The sequence below is a fragment of the Paractinoplanes deccanensis genome, assembly GCF_016862115.1.
Lineage (GTDB): Bacteria > Actinomycetota > Actinomycetes > Mycobacteriales > Micromonosporaceae > Actinoplanes > Actinoplanes deccanensis.
Genome location: NZ_BOMI01000079.1, coordinates 1 through 3138 on the forward strand (window position 1 = coordinate 1; position 3138 = coordinate 3138).

The following is a 3138-nucleotide window of genomic DNA, read 5'->3' on the forward strand; positions in this document are numbered from 1 at the left end:
TCGCCTGTGGCGTCGGCTCGCCGTTCGTGGCGCTGGTTCGTCGCGTCTTGGTGCTGGTTCGCCGCCTGTGGCGTCGGCTCGCCGTTCGGGGCGCTGGTTCGTCGCCCGTGGCGCCCGGCCGCCGCGTAATCGTGGCGTGGGGGCGTCCGTGGGCGGTTCTGAACGCCTTGGAAGGTCCCGGCCGGCCGGGACGCGGCTGCCCGTGCTGTTGCGATAAGCCTCGCAGGGGGTGCCGCCCCGCATGTCTCTGCAACGGCCCTTGCACGAGGCGTCGGCCCGCGCTAGAACCTCGCAGTAGATCCGCGAGGCCGCCGACCGCGTGGGGCCTCCCGAGCCGGCGGCCTGTCGCCGCGCAGGCCATGCTCCTGGATGCCAGGGAGGGCAGCCACGCCCTAGCTTGACCCGTGGCCGTCTCGGGCTGAGGAAATGACACCGGGCACCGCGATGGACCGTGAGGTCCCGCGATGCCCGGGTGCGGTTTTTGGCGCCCTGCCAAACGCCCGGTGCCCGACTCTCAGGTCAGGCGGCCGAGCGGATCAACGATGATCAGGCAGACAGCGACGAGACGCGCTTGGCGATGGCCGACTTGCGGTTCGCCGCCTGGTTCTTGTGGATGACACCCTTGCTGACGGCCTTGTCCAGCTGACGGGAGGCGTCACGCAGCAGCGTCGTAGCGGTCTGCACGTCGCCGGCCTCGCTCGCCTCGTTGAGCTTGCGGATCACGGTCTTCAGCGACGACTTGACCGACTTGTTACGCAGCCGGGCCTTCTCGTTCTGCCGGTTGCGCTTGATCTGGGACTTGATGTTCGCCACGCGACAGCCTTGTCCTGACTAGTTGTTCGGAAAATGGTCTCAGCGGGGTGGCCCCAGGTCTCTGCCGAAACAGCGAACAACGGCGCGTCACCACACGCGAGGAACCAGATTACCAGCCCCATCGCTCGCCGCCAAAACGGTGCCCAGCTCAGGGCTCTGCGAGGCCGCTCGGAGGCCCGGCGAACGGGTGGTCACGGCCCCCGCCAGCCGCGGCGGTCGGCGAGCCAGGCCAGGGCCTGCTCACCGCTGAAGCGCTGATGCTGACGGCTGTGCGGCGACGCGCTGCTCGGCCCGCCGTCCGCGCGCACGAGCCAATATCCGGCGAGGGCCGCGAGGGCGCCGTCGACCCCTTCCGGCGGGGCGTCCCATCGCGAGAGGTACGTGTCCGCGCCGAGCCCGCTCGCGTACGCGGTCACCAGCAGCGTCACCGTGTCGAACCAGGGTGCTCCGAGGCACGGCCACGTCCAGTCGCAGAGCCGGGCGGCGCCCGTACGGTCGATCATGATGTTGTCGATCCTGAGGTCGCCGTGCAGGAGGCCCGGTCCGGCGGCGAGCGCGGGAGCGGCCTGTTCCAGCTCGGCGAGTTCGGCGAGGTGAGTGGGCGCGACGGTGTGGCTTGCGGTGGCGGGCATCGGTTCCCGGCCGGCCGCGATTTCCGACCACCAGGACATTTCGCCGCGGAGGATCTCGGGGAGTGCCGGGATGCCCGAGGCCAGCAGCTCGGCCGAGGGCCTGGCCAGCGCCTGAGCCGCGCGCGACCAGGCCGCGAGGGACGACTCCAGCTCGGCCGGCGACCAGGGCAGGGCCGGTACGTGCCCGTCGACGGCTTCCAGGCACAGCGTGAAGTACCCGGCCTCGGCGATCGACCAGAGCGGCCGCGGGGCGGTGGCCTCCGGGGGCAGCAACGATGTGATCCAGCCCTCACGGGCGTACCACTCGGAGGTGGGATCTTCGAGTGGAGCGGCCTTGACGAAGAAGCTCTCGCCGGTGGCGATCGTCAGCACCGCGGCGAAGGCCCGGGTGAAGCCGCCGCCGGCGGATCTGGCCGCCACGACGGGCGAGCCGAGCCTTGCCGCTATCGCCCTGCGCAGGCCTTTCGGCAGGCCGGCCCAATCGGGCCGTACGGCGGTAGCGCCGTAGGCAACCTCGGGAAGCGAAATTCGCCGCACGGGACCATCCTGCCGCGCGCGTTTTTGTCGTACCCCGCTGGCAGGATCCTCGGCATGAGAACCGACGACTTCTGGGCGGTCATCGGCCGCGCGACCGCCGACCGGCCCGCCTCGCCCGCCGAGGTTGCCAAGCGCGCCGCCGCCGACCTGGCGACCCGCGATCCGGAGGAGATCGTGGCCTGGGGTCGACATCTCGACAAGGTCATGGTGGCCTCCGGCACGCAGGACCTGTGGGCGGCGGCCTATCTGATCAACGGGGGCTGTTCCGAGGACGGCTTCGACAGCTTCCGGGGCTGGCTCATCGCCCACGGCCGCGAGGCGGTGGCGCGCTCGGTCAAGTCGCCCGACTCGCTGGCCGACGTCCGGGCCGTGCAGGCCGCTGCCGACAACGGCGCCGTCTTCGAGGCCGAGGAGGTGCTGCACATCGCCGCGGACGCCTACGCCCAGGCCACCGGTCAGGAGCTCCCGCAGGAGGACAAGCCGGCGACCCGGCCCGACGCCGCGGACCTCTGGGACTTCGACAACGAGGAGGAGATGCGGCGGCGCCTGCCCAAGTTGTCCGCCTTGTTCCTCGAGCCGCCGGACTGACGGTCTCGTCCGGGGCAGCGAGCGGTGTTGTCGGTTCCGCGGGCCGGCGTTCTTCGGATGTGGGAACAGGGTCGAGGTGCGGGGAGGAGGTCGGTGAGACTCGGCGCATGAGTTCGCTGCGCGGGACGGTCGCTTCGGTCAGTTGCCATGACGTCTATTCGTTCACCAAGCCGGTGCGTGACCAGATCGTGCTGGTGGCCGGCATCGGCGTCGAGGGGGACGTGCACGCCGGGGTGAACGTGCGGCACCGCCACCGGGTGAAGGTGGACCCCACGCAGCCGAACCTGCGGCAGGTGCATCTGATCCAGCAGGAGCTGTTCGCGGAGGTCGGGGAGAAGGGCTACACGGTCGAGCCCGGCAACCTCGGCGAGAACGTGACGACCAGCGGGATCGACCTGCTCGGGCTGCCGCTGGGCACGATCCTGCGGTTCGGGCCGCCGCGGGAGGGCTCCGCGCCGGGCGGCGGCGGGGGTTCGGGGCCGGGCGGCGGTGGGGGCTCGGGGCCGGCCGACGGTGGGGGCTCGGGGCCGGCCGACGGTGGGGGCTCGGGGCCGGCCGACGGGGGGGG

At 71.7% G+C, this 3138-nt stretch carries 4 protein-coding genes; 2 read left to right on the forward strand and 2 right to left on the reverse strand.

Annotated elements, in window-relative coordinates; translation table 11 throughout:
• Nucleotides 1–546: 546 nt before the first annotated feature.
• Nucleotides 547–813: a 30S ribosomal protein S20 gene (gene rpsT, locus Ade02nite_RS20675; RefSeq protein WP_203765946.1), complete on the reverse strand. Its 267-nt coding sequence runs from the start codon at nucleotides 811–813 to the stop codon at nucleotides 547–549.
• A 191-nt stretch (nucleotides 814–1004) separates the two neighbouring features.
• On the reverse strand, nucleotides 1005–1865 hold the full coding sequence (locus tag Ade02nite_RS20680; RefSeq protein WP_307871223.1) for a phosphotransferase family protein: 861 nt from the start codon (nucleotides 1863–1865) through the stop codon (nucleotides 1005–1007).
• 171 nt (nucleotides 1866–2036) lie between these two features.
• Between Ade02nite_RS20680 and Ade02nite_RS20685 the strand changes: the two genes are divergently transcribed.
• Nucleotides 2037–2570, forward strand: a complete 534-nt coding sequence (locus Ade02nite_RS20685; RefSeq protein WP_203765956.1) for a DUF4240 domain-containing protein — start codon at nucleotides 2037–2039, stop codon at nucleotides 2568–2570.
• A 107-nt stretch (nucleotides 2571–2677) separates the two neighbouring features.
• The coding region (locus Ade02nite_RS20690; protein ID WP_369076664.1) for an MOSC domain-containing protein at nucleotides 2678–3138 on the forward strand (461 nt) is incomplete at its 3' end.